At 58.3% G+C, this 18463-nt stretch carries 14 protein-coding genes and 3 pseudogenes; 11 read left to right on the top strand and 6 right to left on the bottom strand.

Translation table 11 applies throughout. The features are described 5' to 3' along the window. Window positions 1-143: 143 nt before the first annotated feature. Window positions 144-776, top strand: a complete 633-nt coding sequence (locus X756_RS139030; protein ID WP_023697492.1) for a tyrosine-type recombinase/integrase — start codon at window positions 144-146, stop codon at window positions 774-776. Window positions 777-997: 221 nt separating this feature from the next. Further along, on the top strand, window positions 998-1510 hold the full coding sequence (locus X756_RS139035) for a hypothetical protein (RefSeq protein WP_023731489.1): 513 nt from the start codon (window positions 998-1000) through the stop codon (window positions 1508-1510). Between the two features lie 133 nt (window positions 1511-1643). Here X756_RS139035 and X756_RS139040 read toward each other — a convergent pair whose 3' ends face one another. Next, complete coding sequence (locus X756_RS139040; RefSeq protein ID WP_023731488.1) at window positions 1644-2534, bottom strand: LysR substrate-binding domain-containing protein; 891 nt, start codon at window positions 2532-2534, stop codon at window positions 1644-1646. A 547-nt stretch (window positions 2535-3081) separates the two neighbouring features. On the opposite strand from X756_RS139040, the pseudogene X756_RS1000000170125 reads away from it, so the two are divergent. From X756_RS1000000170125 to X756_RS1000000169020, 4 genes and pseudogenes are all read left to right on the top strand, one after another. Then, window positions 3082-3714, top strand: a pseudogene (locus X756_RS1000000170125) (tyrosine-type recombinase/integrase). Between the two features lie 454 nt (window positions 3715-4168). Beyond that, the gene (locus X756_RS139045; protein WP_023731486.1) at window positions 4169-4930 is read left to right on the top strand and encodes a hypothetical protein; all 762 of its coding nucleotides are present in this window, start codon (window positions 4169-4171) and stop codon (window positions 4928-4930) included. Window positions 4931-5691: 761 nt separating this feature from the next. After that, a pseudogene (locus tag X756_RS1000000169025) lies at window positions 5692-5916 on the top strand (cobalamin-dependent protein); the annotation flags it as partial. A gap of 4 nt (window positions 5917-5920) precedes the next feature. Continuing rightward, window positions 5921-6097, top strand: a pseudogene (locus X756_RS1000000169020) (cobalamin-binding protein); the annotation flags it as partial. On the opposite strand, the gene X756_RS139050 reads toward X756_RS1000000169020, so the two are convergent. Genes X756_RS139050 through X756_RS139060 form a run of 3 tightly spaced genes read right to left on the bottom strand, consistent with a single transcriptional unit; the run spans window position 6092 to window position 9560 of the window. Then, window positions 6092-8077 (bottom strand): FAD-dependent oxidoreductase, encoded by a 1986-nt coding sequence (locus X756_RS139050; protein ID WP_023731483.1) that lies wholly within the window; start codon window positions 8075-8077, stop codon window positions 6092-6094. The pseudogene X756_RS1000000169020 and the gene X756_RS139050 overlap by 6 nt on opposite strands. Before the next feature lie 43 nt (window positions 8078-8120). Beyond that, a complete protein-coding gene (locus X756_RS139055) occupies window positions 8121-8915 on the bottom strand; it encodes a pyrroline-5-carboxylate reductase dimerization domain-containing protein (RefSeq protein WP_023731482.1) in 795 nt (264 codons plus the stop codon). Window positions 8916-8930: 15 nt separating this feature from the next. Beyond that, window positions 8931-9560, bottom strand: coding sequence for a TetR/AcrR family transcriptional regulator (locus X756_RS139060; RefSeq protein ID WP_031239506.1), 630 nt, complete (start codon window positions 9558-9560; stop codon window positions 8931-8933). A 148-nt stretch (window positions 9561-9708) separates the two neighbouring features. On the opposite strand from X756_RS139060, the gene X756_RS139065 reads away from it, so the two are divergent. Both X756_RS139065 and X756_RS139070 read left to right on the top strand, forming a co-directional pair. Next, window positions 9709-11745: an NADH:flavin oxidoreductase gene (locus X756_RS139065; protein WP_023731480.1), complete on the top strand. Its 2037-nt coding sequence runs from the start codon at window positions 9709-9711 to the stop codon at window positions 11743-11745. Window positions 11746-11791: 46 nt separating this feature from the next. Then, window positions 11792-12394, top strand: a complete 603-nt coding sequence (locus tag X756_RS139070; protein WP_023731479.1) for a dimethylsulfoniopropionate lyase — start codon at window positions 11792-11794, stop codon at window positions 12392-12394. A gap of 120 nt (window positions 12395-12514) precedes the next feature. On the opposite strand, the gene X756_RS139075 is transcribed toward X756_RS139070, so the two are convergent. Next, window positions 12515-13576, bottom strand: a complete 1062-nt coding sequence (locus X756_RS139075) for a hybrid-cluster NAD(P)-dependent oxidoreductase (RefSeq protein ID WP_031239504.1) — start codon at window positions 13574-13576, stop codon at window positions 12515-12517. 4 nt (window positions 13577-13580) lie between these two features. Continuing rightward, window positions 13581-14819: an aromatic ring-hydroxylating dioxygenase subunit alpha gene (locus X756_RS139080; protein WP_023731477.1), complete on the bottom strand. Its 1239-nt coding sequence runs from the start codon at window positions 14817-14819 to the stop codon at window positions 13581-13583. A gap of 156 nt (window positions 14820-14975) precedes the next feature. Here X756_RS139080 and X756_RS139085 point away from each other — a divergent pair, with 156 nt between their 5' ends. The 3 genes from X756_RS139085 (at window position 14976) to X756_RS139095 (ending at window position 18461) form a co-directional block, all read left to right on the top strand. Next, window positions 14976-15854, top strand: coding sequence for a LysR family transcriptional regulator (locus X756_RS139085; protein WP_023731476.1), 879 nt, complete (start codon window positions 14976-14978; stop codon window positions 15852-15854). A gap of 245 nt (window positions 15855-16099) precedes the next feature. Continuing rightward, window positions 16100-17656, top strand: coding sequence for a trimethylamine methyltransferase family protein (locus tag X756_RS139090; RefSeq protein WP_031239502.1), 1557 nt, complete (start codon window positions 16100-16102; stop codon window positions 17654-17656). A gap of 85 nt (window positions 17657-17741) precedes the next feature. After that, on the top strand, window positions 17742-18461 hold the full coding sequence (locus X756_RS139095; RefSeq protein WP_031239501.1) for an SDR family oxidoreductase: 720 nt from the start codon (window positions 17742-17744) through the stop codon (window positions 18459-18461). Window positions 18462-18463: the final 2 nt, after the last annotated feature.

The following is an 18463-nucleotide window of genomic DNA, read 5'->3' as shown; positions in this document are numbered from 1 at the left end:
TGTGCAGACAGAGGATTCAGATGATTTGTTCTGCAGCGGCGGCTTACGGCAATTGCGATCGAATGGCGGATTGACAGCTTCCGGCCCCGCAACAGTCTAGCGGCGTTTCTCTGGTGGCCAATCATGGCTGCAGGAGAAGCGAAATGGGACACTCGTGCTACGACCTCACCGACTCCGACCGCCGGGCATGGAATGCCGGGAAGAAGGTCGGGACGAAACGACCTCTGAAACCTCGACAGATATGGGCGATACGCTTCTTTCTCGATCGAGAGCTGCGTCTGCGAGACAGAGCGCTCTTCGATTTGGCGATCGACAGCAAGTTGCGCGGCTGCGATCTCGTCAAGATCAAAATCGGCAACCTCGTGGTAGGACCGGAAGTCCGAACTCGCGCGATGGTCATCCAACAGAAAACTGGCCGACCTGTTCAGTTCGAGTTGATGAGCGACGTACGCTCCAGCCTTCTCGCATGGCTGGAGCGACGCGGCGGAACAGTCGATGATTACGCGTTTCCGAGCAGGATCAATCCAAGGGCTCACATGAGTACAAGGCAGTATGCACGCCTCGTCGACGAATGGGTCGAGGCGATCGGGCTTAGACCAGAGGAATACGGAACCCATTCCCTGCGTCGCACCAAGGCCTCGATTATCTACAAAGCGACGGGAAATCTGCGAGCCATCCAGATTTTGCTCGGTCATACTAAGATCGAGAACACGGTCCGCTATCTGGGAGTCGATGTTGAGGATGCTCTCGAACTTTCCGAGGCAACTGAGGTTTGATCAGGTGCGGCTCCACTTCACGAGTGGAGCCGTGACCAATTTGCGCCGGTGGGTTCAACCGGTCATCGTAACACCTTCCGAAAACGGGTCGCCGGCCGTGAACTCAACTCTAACTTGTCGTCAGTAAGTTGTGTTCCGTGCCTCCTGGCCTAAGCGATTGCGTTCTTGCAATATCTCAGCTCAGCTCCGGCGTTAATTTAGATCAATCTAATGGACCCCTAATGAGTGCGCGCTTATCGACGGCCATTAGGATCGGGGAAGCCGCAAAGGCGATCTTCCGAAAAACTCAGAGCTTTCCAAGCCGAGAATTCGGAAAGCATGCAGACCTGAGCGAACGCGAACACGTCGGTGTTGAACCGATGCTTTTGGCGCTTTCTATGGAGCTGGCACTCAAAGCGTGGTTCGTCTTCGACCACGAAAATCCAAGAGTCGTCAAATCGCACAACCTGATAAGGCTGTTTGATCGCCTAAAGCCCGAAAGCCAAGAGAAACTCGACGCGGAGTTCAAAAGGTCAGTGGTCCCGTATCATCCCAATGGTTTCTACATCGAGTACAGCATTCGTCACATTCTGTATCAACACCAAGATGCCTTCACCGACTGGCGCTATCTTCACGAGGCAAAGAAATCGATGATGTTCGATCAGAGTGCTTTTGAGGCAACGCTCGAAATGGTGCTCCGTGAGTTCGAGAAGAGGTATCGGATTGAGCGGGTGAAGCCGCTTTGGCCATCCTGAATGTAGTCAGGATCGGAGGCCCCGATGCGGCCTTGATTGTTTCGAGCGGTAGCTTTGGGACCGGAGCTTTCCTTGCCGGAGGGAAGGGCTAACGACCGCAACGAGGCGGGCAGCGGCCTGACCGTCCCGGGCTTCAGGACCACGTGGCCTCGTCCGAAACCCACTTATGGAACGCGGCGATACGAGGGTCGGTCCAGCAATCTTTCCTGCAACACAAATGATAGGCCTCCGTGTCGTCAGAGATCTGCATATCTTTGAACGGCAGCACCAGTTCTCCCTTGGCAATCTCGTCGTGAAGCACAGAGAGGTCTCCGATCGCGACGCCCTGGCCCATGGCCGCGGCACGATAGGCCATATCGGCACTGGGAAAAACCTCACCCGAGTTCACGTCAAGAAGGTTCGGCGCAAATTGCCCAGCCCAAACTTTCCAATCGTGCCGATCAGGCGTCTCGTGCAGCAGGTTATGGTGAACCAGGTCGGCAGGAAACGTTATTGGCACGCCCCTCTCCAGTAGCTTTGGAGAGCAAACTGGGGTGCCGAACGATTGCAACACCAACACCGCCTCGATATCTTTCGGCCGATTTGGATAACCGCAGTCAAAGGCGAGATCGAACTCACCTCCGAAGAAAATTTCCCAGTCAAAAGGAGCGGTCGTTACCCGAATACCGATTGCAGGCCATTGCTGCTTGAAACGGTCAAGCCGCGGGAGCAGCCACCGAATGGAGAAGGTGGGCGGGCAGATAACCTTCAGATGCCGAGGCTGGCGTTGCAGGTCTTGAGCTCCCGCGGCAATGCTTTCGAACGCGGCCGCTAGGATGGGTTGAAAATTGCGCCCGGCATCGGTCAAAACCAACCGGCGCGGCAATCGTCGAAACAATTCCACTTGCAATGCTGTTTCCAACAGCTTGACGTGCCTGCTGATCGCTCCTTCGGTCACGCATAGCTCCTCAGCCGCGCGCGCAAAGCTTTCGTGGCGCGCGGCTGCTTCAAAAGCCCGAAGCGCATTGAGTGAAGGGAGACGCATCGACTGTCACTACCTCAGGAATTCTGAGCCTACCCCAGAGAAAGACTGGTTTGTAGCCGGTACGCTGTCTGCCTACGCTGTCATCTGCAAGCGCGAGGTTGGCACGGAGGCCTGACGGTGAGCAACAATCTTCTTGCATCGACGTTTCAGGACTTGTTCCAGCAGGTTCGAGCAATCAGAATAGCTGGCTATGTCTCAAGATGGCGGCAACGGCATTTCTACCGCCGTGACCTAGCGCGACTATCGGGGGTAGCGCCGCACATGATCGACGACATTGGATTGACGAAGGACGAAGTGGAGTCTGAACTTGCAAAGCCATTCTGGCGATGATCGGATCCTGACTAGGCCGACCACTTGAAAGCTGGAACCCTTCGTCGGGTGCGCTAAGCTTCCCCTTCAGGTCAAGTCACGACGCGCCCACGCCAACCCCGAATGTCCGGCCTTGAAGATTCGCAGACCGAAGCTGCCGGTCAGCTACCGGCCCCATAAGCTGCAATTCTGGCGATCCAGTTTCTCTTTTGGCCAATCAAGGCCGAGGAGAACTCACATGGGTCATTCTCATTTCGATGATGCTAGCCGTGAGCGCGCAGCTTGGAAAGTTGGCAAGAAGGTAGGGACGAAGCGACTGCTCACGCAGAAGCAGATCTGGGCCGTTCGCTTCTTTCTCGATCGCGAGAGACGCGTTCGAGACCGTGCCCTGTTCGATCTGGCAATCGACGGCAAGCTTCGCGGCTGCGACCTGGTCAAGATCAGGATTCGTGATCTGGTTGCCGGACCGGAAATCCGGACCCGCGCGATCGTCGTGCAGCGGAAGACAGGTCGTCCAGTTCAGTTCGAAATCACAAGCGACGTCAGAGCCAGTCTTCTGGCTTGGCTCGAGCGGCGTTGAGGCACGGTTGAGGACTATGCCTTCCCGAGCCGGATCAGATCACGTGCACCACATGAGCACGAGGCAGTACGCTCGCCTGGTTGACGAGTGGGTGACCGCGATCGGACTGCGACGAGAAGAGTATGGCACTCATTCTGTTCGGCGCACGAAGGCATCAATGATCTATAAGGCGACGGGCAATCTGCGCGCCATCCTATCCTGCTCGGTCACTCCAAGATCGAGAATACTGTCCGATATCCCGGCGTTGCCGTGGAGGATGCGCTGCTGTTGGCCGAGCGAACCGAAATCTGACCTTGAGCGGCCGTCCGACCAGCGCTGCTTCTACTTGCAGAATGGGATGCTTGCCTATCGGTCTTGAGGTGGGAACCCGACCGGAGGTTTTTTCCTTTGCAGGTTGGATTTCAAGCTGCATCGTGTCCTGCGGCAAGCTTGGTAGCCGGTTGCGACGGTCTCTCCGCAGGCCGCGAGTCGGCGAACTTGAATCAACCGCAGTCCGGTTGACGACGGTTTCTCCCGTTTTCGCGAAGTCTTTCTGTCGACTGCTTTAAAAAGACTGTGAGTCCAAACGATCCTCTTCTCGCCACCATTCTAGGGATCACAGCGTTCTGACGTATCGGCGCGTCCATCGCGGTGCTATTTCCTGTGATGTTCCCTGCCACGGGAATTCTGAAATGCTACCCCAGACATTCGTATTCTTTGTGGTAGCAAGGGCAGTGCTGTTCAGAGCGCTTGGGTAGGAGATAACATGGCAGATAATGTACCGGGCAGCTTTGAGCGGCCGAACACGTTGGCGGTTGGTATTCTTTCGGAAGATCCTGTCGATGCGGCGGATGTCGGGAAGCTTATCGTCGACATGGCTGCCGATTATAGGCGCGCAACGCGTGGTCGGTTGGTCTTGGCCGGATATGAAAATGGCTCTGCATGGATTATTGTGCAGGACGCGATAGCCGCGGCGGGTGGCGTTGCGGGCTCCTTCTCTTCCATAGCGGCTGCCGCTGGCCATATGAAAACCTACGTTGAATACCTGCGAGGTCAGCTCAAGCCGAAAGAGGTTGCGCCGCTCACCGTCGACCAGAGTGCTAGCGTAGCAAAATCAGCAACGCGGATGGTTGAAACGGCCGCCAAGCATGGCGCCGGCCTCGACCTCCGGTACACTTCTGATGTGACCAAGGGAAAGCACGCTCTCCAGATACGGTTGACCCCGCCTCAGGTGCGGGAAACGAAATCCGAGATGTCGCTGCGTCGACAGAAGGACATTTCCCGCATGAAATACACCGCGATTGCACCGCCGAGTCACGAGGATAACGCGGAAGTGGAAAGGGCGGTGAAGATGCTATCCGGTCCCCGAAGTCAGGATGAGCTGGAAGGGATTGTAGCGCTTATTGCGGCAGTGCTGAAGAAGGCGGGTAACAGCCGGCTTCTCCCGACGATTGCCGCGGCGTTTGATGAAAAGGGGCGGCGGGTTATCGGCGACATGGTTCGCAGCCATTTCGAGACTGGCATTTGAGGGCTTTCGGCCGCTTGCCAAATACCCGTTTCTGACTCATGGTTCCGAGTGTGAAGAAGTCCGCGACAACACCGAAGCAGCGGCGAGGCGTCATGCAATCCTGAAGCCTCCCTTTTGCAAGCACGACTGGACATCACCAGCCGCGCTCGCACCCAATGGTCAAGACTGGTTCATTGTGGGATGAAGGAGACACCGCGTGCATGGAATACTAGTCCTCCTCCTGGTCCTTAGGTTCGCCATGCCATACTATAGAATACGAAGGAAAATGGGTTGGCGAACCATCCGCTAACGTATTGATTTCCCGTAGAAAACGGTGACCCTCCGGGCCCACCAACTTGTTACAAATCAGTAGCTTACGCCTAATTCCTTGAGTTTGCATTGAGCCCTTTCGGAAACCTTTGGCTTCTGATTTTGGGCTTGTTCGCCAGGCTTCTCCGTCTCGTTGATTGCACCCGTCACACGTAGCTCAACATTCCTGGCTTCAAAAGACCTTCCAGAGATGCGTGCGGTAAACGGCGGCTACGACGTGCAATTAGGCGGGTTTCGACTTCGGCTGAAGGCTCAAAACACTCGAAGCCGCTTGCCATTCGGCCGATCTCGAGCCGCTGATGGAGTCGAATGTGGCCAGTCCAACAGGTGAGGCAAAGCCCCGCGGAGGCAGGTCGGAAGGCTTCGGCCTGCCCCGCTCATTGCGTGGCTCGTCACTGCTTTGATCGTCATTTTGACCAGGTGCGAGGATAGGCTGGCGGGCCGCTCCAACGGTCATGATGGAAGGCGCCGGCTTCGACGTCATCGACCTCGGCATCAACAATGCGGTCGTGAAATATCTGGCAGCGATTGAAGAGCACCAGCCTGGCATCATCGGCATGTCGGCGCTTTTGACCACGACCATGCCCTACATGAAGGTCGTCGTCGACACGATGAAGGAAAAGGGCATTCGCGACGACTATGTCGTGCTGGTTGGCGGCGCGCCGCTCAACGAGGAATNTCGACACGATGAAGGAAAAGGGCATTCGCGACGACTATGTCGTGCTGGTTGGCGGCGCGCCGCTCAACGAGGAATTCGGCAAGGCCGTCGGCGCCGATGCCTATTGCCGCGATGCGGCCGTGGCGGTCGAAACCGCCAAGGACTACATGAAGCGCAAGCACAACGTCCGCGCGTCATAGCCCCAAGGCAATCTTCCGCCCTTCGTGGAAGGCATAGGGCGCCTGGCGCGGCGCGACGCCGTCGCCGATCTCCATGAAAGGCTGGGATGTATTTTCCAACTCTTTCGCCAGCCAATTCGCTGCCACATTGGTGGTTGCCAGAACCAGGCAATCGCCCGGCACGAAGCTTTCTTCACCGGTGTTGTGGTCGACGATGGTCGCGCCATCGCCGTGCCATTCCAGCACGCTGACATCCACCAGCCATGTGACGCCAAGCTGACGCAATGTCCGCCGCAGCGGGAAATCGGCAGCCGTCCGCTGCAGTTCCTTGCCGACCAGCGGATCGGGCGTCAGAATGGTGACTTGGTGACCTTCCTCGGCAAGTTTCCAGGCTGTGCCACCGCCTCGCCAACCGCCGCCCTCATCGAGCAAGAGCACGCGCTTACCCGGCCGCGAGACGCGGGCCATAACGGATTCGATCGAGAAGACATTGCCTTTTTCGATGCCTGGCAGGCTCGGCATTGCCGGCAGAGCCTTCTGAAACCCGGTTTCAGGAGACACGGACCCCGTAGCAAGGATGACGGTATCAGCTTCGAATGAGGCGATTTCCGAAGCTTCGACATAGGTGTTCAGTCGTACGTCGACGTTCAGTTTGCCGAGCTGGCGCTCATACCACCCAAGAAGGTGGAGGATTTGCCCGCGGCGTGGCTGCAGTCCGGCGAGCAGAAAGTTCCCGCCCAATCTGCTGGAGGCTTCGGCCAGCACCACGTCGTGGCCCCGCTCGGCGGCAACGCGAGCCGCCTCGAGGCCGGCGGGACCACCACCGATGACAAGCACCCGTTTTTTGATGGCGGCTGACGTGAACCGGTCACCGCCCCACTCAAACTCGCGCCCTGCCGAGGGATTGATAAGGCAGCTGATCCAGTAGTCGCGCGAACGGCGGCCCCAGCACATCTGGTTGCAGGATATGCATCCGCGCACATCCTCCGGCCGGTCGGCCGCGGCCTTGCGTGCCAGGTGCGGGTCGGCGATCTGGCCCCGCACGATCGAGACCAGGTCTGCAGCTTTCTCGCCAAGCACCGTTTCGGCGTTTTCAGGCGTCCTGATGTGGCTTTCGGCGATCACGAGCGCCGTCTTGACCACACCCTTAAGGACCGTCGCGAGATCGGTGCCAAGCTTCTCCGGATAGAGAAAGGTCGGCATTATCTTGTAGAAATCGAGGTAGCTGCCTGTGCCGCAGGTCACGTAATCGATCAGCCCCTGCTCATCATGCAGCCGAACGATCTCCGCCAGTTCCTGGCGACCGAGCGCGACTGTGTAGTCGGGCTCATCGCTGACCGACAGTCCAACGATAAAATCGCGGCCGCATGTTTCGCGGATGCGGGTCAGGATTTCGCGGGAGATCCGCGTGCGGTTTTCGAGCGAGCCTCCCCACTGGTCTTCACGTTGGTTTGTCCAGGGTGTCCAGAACTGATCGACCAGTCCGAGATAGGCGGCCCAGACTTCGACACCATCGAAACCAGCTTCCTGGCAGCGGCGCGCGGCCTGGACAAAGCCGTCGATGGTCTCCCAGATCTCATCCTCGGACATGGCGTGGGAACCGTCGCTGTCATGGTAGCTTGGCAGGCCCGAGGGCGACCAATGTGCATGAAACGAGTTGTCTGAATCCCCATGCGCACCGACGTGATAGAGCTGCTGGATGGCGATCGCCCCGTGGTCCTTGATCGCGCGCGCAACCGGCTGGAAGTGCGGAACGACGCTATCGTCGCCAGGTCGAAAATTGCCGCGTGTCAGAACCGCGGCCTGATGAACGGGCATGGGTTCGACAACAATCATGCCGGCCCCGCCGATGGCTCTCTCGGCATAGTAGGCGACGTGTCGTTCGGTCGGCACGCCGTTCTCCGCCATGTTCGCGGTGTGAGCCCCGAACACGATCCGGTTTCGCAGCGTGCGGCTGCCCAGCTTTACCGGTGAGAACAGATGCGGAAAGAGTTTTGACATTTATCTCACCAGCGGTCGGAGGGAGGCGCGGCTTATGCGGCAGTCAGTTGGCTTGTCCCATCGTCACGGATTTCTGAAGCGCTGCGGCAAGGCCGTCCGCCACGGCAGATTCAAACCCGGCTGCACGCATGGCTTCGATTGCTGCCGCAGTGGTGCCGCGGTAGTCGAGGAAGGTCTGGACGATATCTTTGGGATTGTCTGCGCGAGCCTCGAGGAGTTTTCCGGTTCCAACAAGCACCGCGCTGACGCCCCGCCGGGCAATATCTGGGTTCATTCCTCGGCTGACCGCATCGTCGATCATCGCCGCCGCCAAAAGCGCCGGAAACGCCGGGCCGGAGCCGGTGAGGCCGGTCATGTAGTCGATGTCTGCTTCGGTTTTGACTTCATCGGAAGCGCCACAGGCTTCCAGAATCCGGCGAACGACGTTGCGATCATCCGCCGTGACGCTCCGAGAACCGATCCAGGGCGTGTAGGAGTTGCGCACCTCTGCCGCCGCGTTCGGAAGCGTACGGACGACGCGGTCGGTCTTGAGACGTTTGGCCAATTGATAGAGAGGGATCCCGGCCATGACCGACATCACGAGCTTGCCGGGCGCTGAAATCTCGATGGCCGGCCAATCCTGGGGTCGGACCGAGACGATGATGACATCAGATCGATCCACCAGTTCCTGATTGTCCCTGGTCCAAATAGCGTCTGGCAGAAAGCCGGGTTGCCCGCTTCTGTAAGAGAGCGTGAGGTGCTCTGCGGCAACTATTTGTGCATCGACAATGGCCTCGGCGAAGGCGCGTCCAAGCCAGCCCCCTCCACCAATTATCCCGATGCTCATGGGTTCGTTCATTGTCGTAACTCTTCCTCAGTCCGCCAAATAGTCATGTCTGGCGAAGAACCGATCCAACTCGCGCTGCTGCGGGGCCTCACCTATAAAAATCTCCACGTACCCCGGAATGCGCTTCATGCGGGCCGTGAGATCTTCCCTGGTCTGCATTGAGATGTAGCCGATTTGCACGAGGTAGACGGTGCGCGCTCGAACATCGGCCAAGCTTTCCTTGTAGCCGAAGCGGACGAACATTTGGCTCATTGCATAGAGACGCGTTTGGTCGGCTTTCTGGACCTCCGCCAGGATGTCAGGGGATTGAATCGCCCAGCTTCTGACTGCGAACTCGAACTGGGCATCGAACATGGATTTGTCGAGCCAGCAGTCGAAAACGTTCAGCATCGCTTCGGCCACCGTCTCGGCATAGGCCTCGGCCTGCTTGACGAGGTTGCCAGTGTTTTTGTCCCGCCAACGCGTGACGAGGCCAGCCAACAGTTCCTCTCTATCCCTAAAGAACCAATAGAAGCTGGTGCGCGACAGGCCCAGCTTCTTGGCCAATGGCGAGATTCTCACCGTGTCGACGCCGGATTCGAGAAGCAGGTCGTAGGCGGCCTCAAGCCATCCCTCCGGCGATCCGCGCCATCCGCTATCGTTCGAAATCTGCTCCATGGGCGACCAGCCTAACAAAAGGTCAAACTGAAAACCAGCAAAATGTACACCTGTGTCGACTCTGTCGACCCTACCGAAGCTAAACTTGACATATGTGTACATTTCCGGTTAGCGTTCGCGCTTGTCCTACCAGCCCGGAGCCGGTCAGATGTCGAGCGATCCTCTTCTGCAACCTTACAAACTCAAGCATTTGACGCTGCGCAATCGCATCATCGTGACCTCTCACGAGCCGGCTTATCCGGAGGACGGGATGCCGAAGGAGCGCTATCTCGCTTACACGCTAGAGCGGGCGCGGGGCGGTGTAGCGATGACGATGACAGCCGGGTCCGCAGCCGTCTCGAAGGACAGTCCCCCGGTTTTCAACAACCTGCTCGCCTACAAGGACGAGATCGTGCCGTGGATCCGGCAAATGACCGATGCGGTGCACGAAGAGGGCGCCGCCATCATGATCCAGCTAACCCACCTTGGACGGCGTACACGCTGGGACAAAGGCGACTGGCTCCCCGTCGTGGCGCCGTCCCATCATCGTGAAGCCTCACACCGCGCATTTCCCAAGAAAATTGAAGACTGGGATATCGAGCGCATCATCAAGGACTTCGCGGACGCCGCGGAGCGGATGAAGGCAGGCGGGATGGATGGCGTCGAGCTCGAGGCTTACGGCCACCTGCTCGAACAGTTCACATCGCCTCTTACGAATGACCTTGACGGTCCCTATGGTGGTTCCCTTGATAATCGCATGCGCTTCTGCATGGACGTCTTGAAGGCCATCCGGTCGCGGGTCGGCGACGACTTCATCCTGGGCGTGCGTTACACTGCGGATGAATGTCTCCCCGGCGGCACCGGCAGGTCGGAGGGCATTGAAATCTCCAAGCGCCTCAAGGAAAGCGGACTTATCGATTACCTCAACGTGATCCGCGGCCACATCGACACCGATGCGGGCCTGACGGACGTCATTCCAATTCAGGGGATGGCGAATGCACCGCATCTTGATTTTGCCGGCGAGATTCGTGCCGCGACCAACTTCCCAACCTTCCATGCAGCGAAAATACCGGACGTGGCGACGGCGCGCCACGCGATTGCATCGGGCAAGGTCGACATGATCGGCATGACGCGCGCCCACATGACCGACCCACACCTCGTGCGCAAGATCATCGAAAAGCGCGAAGACCAAATCAGGCCCTGCGTGGGCGCCAACTATTGCCTTGACCGCATCTACCAGGGCGGGGCGGCATACTGCATTCACAATGCCGCAACCGGCCGCGAACTGACCATGCCTCACATCATCCCCAAGGCAGAAACCCGCAAGAAAATTGTCATCGTCGGCGCAGGTCCGGCCGGCCTCGAGGCCGCCCGCGTGGCGGGCGAGCGAGGACACGAGGTCGTGGTCTTCGAGGCTGCCAGCAACCCTGGCGGACAGATCCGCCTGACAGCGCTGAGCCCGCGCCGCAAGGAGATGATGAGCATCATCGACTGGCGCATTGCCCAGTGCGAAAAATACGGAGTGACCATCAAGTTCAACGCCTGGGCGGAAGCCGAAACCATCGAGGCGGAAAATCCGGATGTCGTCATCGTTGCGACGGGCGGGGTGGCGCACACCGACGTCCTTTCCAAGGGCAATGAGTTGGTGGTGTCTTCATGGGACATCATCTCCGGAGACGTAAAGCCGGGTAGCAATGTCCTGATCTTCGACGACGCCGGCGACCATGCCGCACTCCAGGCCGCGGAATTCATCGCGGGTGGGGGAGCGAAGGTTGAGATCATGACGCCGGATCGGTCCTTCTCCCCCGAGGTGATGGCTATGAACCTAGTGCCTTACATGCGGTCCCTGCAAAAGCTCGATGTGACCTTCACGGTCACCTATCGGCTCGAGTCTGTTGAAAAGAATGGCAACCAGCTCATTGCAAATGTCGGCAGCGACTACGGCGGCATATCCAGGCAACGCATCGTGGACCAGGTCGTCGTCAACCACGGCACCATTCCACTCGATGACATCTATTTCGAGCTGAAACCGAAATCGACCAATCACGGCGAGATTTCACACGATGAGCTGATCGCCGGACAACCGCAGTCGGTGGTGCGGAATCCGCAAGGCCAATTCCAGTTGTTTCGTATCGGCGACGCCGTTTCAGCGCGCAACACCCACGCTGCGATCTACGACGCACTTCGACTGGCGAAAGATATCTGACGTCCGGCCACGGACGATACCACCCGCTCACACCAAGGGCTGCAAGATGAACAGAAGTGATGCCCTGCAATATTTTGTCGACACCGCGTTCGTGGCCTTCGACCAGTTCGCACACGACCTGCGATCGCGCAGATCGATCATCCAACTCTTCGCCCAATCGGAGGTTCCTGGGCCGGAAAGGACCAAGGCCGGGAGCCGTTTGCCGGTCTGCTCTTATCTTGGCTCGGCGTTGGCGGAAGAAGCGATCCCGTCCACGCTCCGCAACTTGATCGAACGCTTCAAGGCGATCGAGCCGCTGCTCGAATGGCGGCCGAAATCAAATCCCGCCCCGTCTGCCAGCAGCAATTTCGCTGACGGTCACGCCAACGCGATGATCCTTGGTCCGGGCGGCATCGAGGACAGAAACGATCTGTGGCTCGGCGTCACTTTGATGGCTCCTCACGTCCGGTATCCCGACCACAATCATCCGCCGGAAGAAACCTACCTCGTGCTTTCGGATTCCGAGTTCAGGCAGGCTGACAAGGAGTGGTTTTCGCCGGGCATCGGTGGATCATTCTACAATCCGCCAGGCATCAAGCACGCGATGAGATCGCTGGAGTCACCGCTTTTCGCTTTCTGGGCGCTGCTGGTAGAACAGACCCATCATTGAACGACTTTTCCAGCAGCTCCATAGAACTGTTCGTCGATGCCTTAGCGCCATCCATCTTCGATTGAGCGCGGAGCGCCGCGCATCGAAGACGGACCGGATCGAGGATCGATCGAATGTTTTCTATGCGGCGACGCTCACACGACCGATCGGGCGAGAGCAGCAGGCAAGGATATAGCCATCGGCGATGTCCTCGTCCGTGATGCCGCCATTGTGCACCATGTGCACCTGCCCTTCGGTCTTGAGGACCTTGCAGGTCCCGCAGATTCCCATCGAGCATCCTGAAGGGATCACCAGGCCCGCAGAGCGTGCTGCTGCAAGAAGGGTATCAGTCTCGGCGCATTTCGCTGTGACGCCAGACGAGGCGAAGATGATCTCAGCCTGATTCTCTTCGTTTGGCATCACGTCGTCAGGTACGTCCTCGGCCTGCTCCGGCTCTACCGCGAAGCTTTCCTGATGGTAGCGACTCATGTCGTAGCCGAGACCGGCAAGCGCCTCACGCACTGCCCGCATGAAAGGCTCAGGTCCGCAGCAGAACACCTCGCGCTCCAGATAGTCCTGCGCCATCAGGCCCAGCATGATCTGGTTGAACATCCCGCGGTAGCCGGTCCAGGACCGGAAGGGATCTGCCTCTTCGACGACCCACTTGAGATCAATGCCGACGATGCGCGATGCCATGAGTTCCATCCTGTCGCGCAGAATGATGTCGGACGGGCGGCGGGCGCAGTTGATGAAAACGATGTTCGGCTCGCGCCCGGAATCGTAAAGCCAAGTGGTCATCGCCACCATCGGTGTGATGCCGGAACCGGCCGAGATGAAAAGGTACTTCTCGACCGGATGGTGGACAATCGAGAATTTCCCAGTCGGCCCTATAGCCTTGATGCGCGCGCCTTTGCGCAAATTGTCGAGCATCCATCTGGTGCCGATGGACCCTTCCTGCGCCTTGACAGTGACGGTCAGGGCAGTCGGACGCGAGGGCGAAGACGAGATCGTATATGTGCGATAGACCGGCCCCTCAGGAACAGGTAGTTCAAGGGTGACGAACTGTCCCGGTTCATGATTGAACAGCGCGCCTGACGGACTCTGAAAGCTGAAGGTCACGACATTCGGCGCTTCCGGAGTACGGGTGACGCATTCCAACTCTTCTGCGTCGGTCCAGAACGAGAGCTTTTTGAATGCGCTCATCGGGTCATTCCGCTGCAACTTGAAGCGGCGCAAGCGCGCGCTCAAGCCAGGCTGCATACCAATCGACAAATTGTGTCACGCCACTTTCCTGCCCAGGCGAATAGGGGCCAGGGATGTAAGCCGGCGATAAGATTCCGAGCTGGTTGTTTTCGACAATCTCGCGGTCTTCGTCATTGGTAGCGATCCAGACCTCGGTCAGGCGCTTGAGGTCGTAGTCGACACCTTCGACCGCCTCCTTGTGCACAAGCCACGTGGTGGTAACTTCAGTTTCCGTGGCGCTGATCGGCAACACCCGGAAGGTGAGAGAGTGGTCCGGCAGGAAGTGGTTCCATGTCGAGGGATAATGGAACATGAGGAGCGAGCCGGCGTCGGGCGGCGCAACCCGGCCAAGGTTCTTGGCGACGGCCGCCTTGCCGTCCATCGTATAGCTGACAGCCTTTTCCTGAAGCGGCATCCGCGCCACGCGGTATTGCCCGTCGTCAGCGAGCTGGAACTGCGCCGGCGCACCGGCGGCCGAGCAACGGTCGAAATGCGCCTGGAGCTTCGCCGATACCCTCCCATCAGCCTGAACGCCAGCGACTTCGGGATCGAGCGGGAAGGAGCGGCACAGCGCCGGATGATTACTGCTGCAATGATAACATTCGCGGTTGTTCTCCCACACCAGCTTCCAATTGGCCTTTTCGATGATAGTGGACGTAAAAGCGACCTTGGAATCTTTAAGGTCATGGATTTCGAGGTAAGGTCGGGCCAACCGGGCGAACGCATCGAAATCAGGCGGCGTATCGGACAGGCAAATGTAGATCAGGCCGTCGAAATTGCGAAGATTGACGGGTTTCAAACCATGTTTTGAGGCATTGAAATCCGGACCCATGTCATTCGCCCAGATCAGCTTGCCATCGAGCTCATAGGTCCACTGGTGATAGGGACAAACGAGCTTGGCCACGTGGCCTTCGCGCGCCTTGCAGATCAGTGACCCGCGATGCCGGCAGGAATTGTAAAAGGCGCGGATTTCGCCATCGCGGCCTCGAACGACGATCACCTCGTAGGCACCAACGCGCATCGTCACATAGCTACCAGTTTTGGCAAGCTGGCACGCCGGGGTCGCGTAGAGCCATTCCTGGTAGAAGATGTGCTCGAGGTCGAGCTGGTAAATTGTCGGCGATGTGTAGAACGGCTGCTCAAGGGCATAGCCCGAGACGCGGCGCGCTAGCAGCTCTTGGATGGACGGCGAGGCGGCGTTCATGCGGAAATTCCATAGATAGCAGGCTTATTTGCAATGAAATTTTCTGACCTGAACGCCTTTTGCGCAACAGCAGTAATTTTCAGCACGAGTTAGTTCAGCTAATGTCTTGCACGCCGCGAGCTCCCATGGGCCAACAAGCGGCTCCGAAGGGCTGTGATGCCAAGACCATACGATCTCTCCTCGGTGACCGCTCTCATCTGCTTCGAGGCGGCTGCCCGAAATGCAAGTTTCAAGAATGCCGCTCGCGAATTGAACGTGACACCCGCGGCCATCAGCCACCAAATCAAGGCGCTTGAGGGTGACTTGGGATGCAGCCTGTTCCTGCGCAGGAGCCGCGGTGTCCAGTTGACCGAAAAGGGGGCGTTCTTGTTCGTTGCGGTGCAGCGCGGCCTTGAGACGATTTCCGACGCCGTTAGTCACATGCGTGATCGGCCGGAAGCCGCAGACGTGACCATCCGGATAACGACGGCCGTCAGTTCGCTTTGGCTTACGCCGAAGATTTCTACCTTCTGGAAAAGCCATCCCACCATCACGGTCTCACAGATCGTCAGCGATGTGCCTGGAGCAGCCATCCGTTGCGATCTAAGTGTTCAATACGGGGATGCGCAGGAGAATCTCGAAGAGTGCCACAAACTCTTTCACGATCGCATCGTCGCGCTGGGAACTCCAAAATTCGCCGCTGAGCATGGCATTGGGCGAGTGGAGGATCTGCTCAAGGCACCGTTGATTCATACGAGTAACGAGGAAACCGACTGGGAGAACTGGTCGGACTGGTTTCAAGCGCTTGGACACACCATCCCAAAGGGCCGAAGGTTTTCAGTCAACAACTACATGATTGCCCTCCAGGCCGCTCAGGATGATATCGGGGCGGTGTTGGGTTGGGATGGATTGGTCAAAAGTCTGATGGATCAGGGACGGCTGGTCGCACTTGTGCCCGACAATATTCCATCGCCCAGGGCATTCTATCTGAAAATCCATCCCAGGGCAGGCCCGAAAGCCCGGCTTTTCGCGGACTGGCTCGTAAAGAGCACATAGTGTTTGCCAAAAATGTTTCTGCCCGGGACCGAGACAGGCTAGCGCTACGTGGTGCCATCCGCTCGCACTTGCGTTGAGTGATAATGCTCCCGATGGCTGCCGAGCCCACAAAGGGTCGGGCTCGCGCTAGTTGAGTTAAACGTCTGTGTGGCTGACTTGCATGTCGCATTCGGCATGTTCAGTTCCGTTTTGTGTAAGGCTCGGTGGCCAACGAGTGTCAGTGTCCAGCCATTCGGAGATTTGACATGAGCAACACCGCGACGTCAGGCAGAATAAGATCAGGAGGTCGTGCAGCGCGACAAATCCTGCGTACAACCCCCGACTTTCAAATGCTGCCCGGTTTGACCCGTGGCATCCCCGTCTGTGAGGTTATGGATGGATCCCAAGTCGAGAAGATCGACAATGCGTCCATGCACATCCTCGAAAACATCGGCGTGCTTTTTCGCGATCCGATCGCGCTGGACGATTGGAAACGCGCCGGCGCCAAGGTCGAGGGAGAGATGGTCTACCTCGACCGTGGATTGGTGCGTGAACTCATTTCCACCATCCCATCGGATTTCACCTACCACGCGAGAAATCCCGCCAACAATGTCCGTCTCGGCGGACGGCATTCGGTCTTTGTCCCGATGACGGGCGCCCCCTATCTGCGCGACCTGGATGACGTTAGGCGCAATCCCATGCTCGAAGACCTGGCGATGTTCCACAAGCTGAGCCACATGATGCCCGCACTGCATTCATCGGCCCATCACATCGTGGAACCTTATGATCATCCGATCAGCCAGCGGCATCTTCGCATTACCTATTCCTCGATGAAGCATTCCGACAAGATGTTCATGGGAATGACGACGAGCGCCAAGAACGCCGAAGATGTGATGGATATGTGTGCGATCCTCTTCGGCGAAGATTTCATGGAAACGCATCCCGTCACTACCGGCAACTGCAACGGAAATTCTCCGCTGGTCTGGGATGAGGTCATGCTGGGTGCAATGCGGGCGTTCTGTCGGCGCAATCAGCCGGTGCTGTGCTCTCCGTTCGTGCTCGGCGGCGCCAACACGCCAGCCTCCGTGCCTGCGACCGTCGCACAGCTTAACGCCGAGGCACTCTCGGCGCTGGCGTACACCCAAGTCATCCGCAAGGGGACGCCGGCGATCTATGGCCACTACCTGTCGACCGTCAGCATGAAATCCGGCGCCCCGATGGCAGGCACGCCCGAGATCTCCCTAATGAACTTCATGATAGGGCAAATGGCGCGCCATTATAACCTGCCATGGCGCACATCGAGCCATCTCGGTGGGGCCAAGACCTTCGATGCGCAAGCCGGCTATGAAAGCGCAACGACGATGTCGGCGGTCCTGCATTCGGGCGCGAACTACATCTGGCATTCTGCGGGTTGGAATGAGGCCGGGATGCACTGCTCGGTCGCAAAATTCGTCGTAGACGCGGAGCAATGCGCCATGGCCTATCGAATGGCCGAGGGACCTAAATGGGACGATTTCGATCAGGCCCTAACCGCGATTCCCGATGTCGGACCGGGCGGGCACTATCTGGGCCATCCTCACACATTGGAGAATTTTCAAAAAGCGTACTTCATGCCCGAACTCTTTGACAACAACTCGGTCGAGCAATGGCAGGCGGAAGGCGCCCTCGACACCACGAAACGCGCCCTGAACCACGCTCGCCGGCTGCTGTCGGAGTACCAAGAACCCAAGCTCGACGAGGCCAAGGACGAGGCGCTGAGGGACTACATCGCTCGTCGTGAGCAGGAAATCCCGGCAGCCGATGAACTCAATCAAAGCTACTAGTTTTCTGATGGCTGGCGAGTGTCTGCGTTGAAACGACAATGCAAGGGCGGCTGATCTGTTGCTCGTGAAGAAAAGGAAGGCTGTGATGAGGGGTAAAGTAGCGTTGGTGACCGGCGCGGCGGGCGGTATAGGGTCGGCAGTTGTGCGAGCCCTTCGTGCGCGGGGTGTGAAAGTCGCGGTCGCCGATCGAGACGTCTCGGCGGTCGAAGCCGACGCCCATTTTCCGGGCGACCTCCGCGACGCTGCCTATTCGGGCGCACTTCCAGAAGCGGTCGCCAAAGCCCTCGGCGGCCTTGATATCGTCGTCAACAATGCAGGTGTCATCACGCGCGGCAAAGTCACTGAAACGACTGACGCAGACTGGTCGCTGTCCCTAGGTGTCAATGTCGAGGCGCCGTTCCGCATCAGCCGCGCCGCGATTCCGCTCATGGCCAAAGCCGGCGGAGGCGCGATCGTCAACATCTCTTCCTGCTGGGGCGTACGACCCGGCCCGAACCATGCGGTCTATTGCATGACGAAGGCGGCCATCGCATCGCTGACGCAATGCATGGCAATCGATCACGCGCCGCAGGGCATCCGGATCAACGCCGTTTGCCCCAATGAAGTGAACACGCCGATGTTGCGCACCGGCTTCTCGATACGCGGGCTTGACCCGGATACAGCAGTTGGGGAGCTAAACAAGACCGTACCGATTGGCCGCATCGCCGAACCGGAAGACATTGCCGATGTGGTGGTTTTCCTCGCATCCAACGAGGCGCGCTACGTCTGCGGCGCGCTTGTTGAAGTGAACGGAGCGAAGTTCTGAGT

It is taken from the genome of Mesorhizobium sp. LNJC405B00 (assembly GCF_000502615.1).
In the GTDB taxonomy this organism is placed as follows: domain Bacteria; phylum Pseudomonadota; class Alphaproteobacteria; order Rhizobiales; family Rhizobiaceae; genus Mesorhizobium.
Note: the sequence above shows the minus strand (reverse complement) of the source record. Positions and strands in the feature narration are given on the sequence as shown.